Below are 234 nucleotides of genomic sequence, written 5' to 3' on the forward strand. Positions count from 1 at the left end.
ATCGTAATCCATAATGTGTAACATCCAAAAGACGTCAAACACTCGCCAAATATTACTGCGAACTGTAATGAACTCGCCGTTATCAGCATTAAAATATAAGCTGGTGCTAAGCATATCGTTAAAATTAACTTGCCAAATATTTTCTTTAAACCCGGCTTCTCTAAACCTGGTTGCCAGCTTTTTTGTGCTTATAACGTTTGCATTAATTAAAAGGTGAGCGTGGGCATTAGTGAT

The 234-nt window shown here is 36.8% G+C and carries 1 pseudogene; it reads right to left on the bottom strand.

The window, feature by feature from the left end:
* Positions 1–234: pseudogene (locus SB749_RS20985) on the bottom strand (hypothetical protein); the annotation flags it as partial.

The organism is Brevibacterium sp. SIMBA_078 (assembly GCF_046534565.1).
Taxonomy (GTDB): domain Bacteria; phylum Actinomycetota; class Actinomycetes; order Actinomycetales; family Brevibacteriaceae; genus Brevibacterium.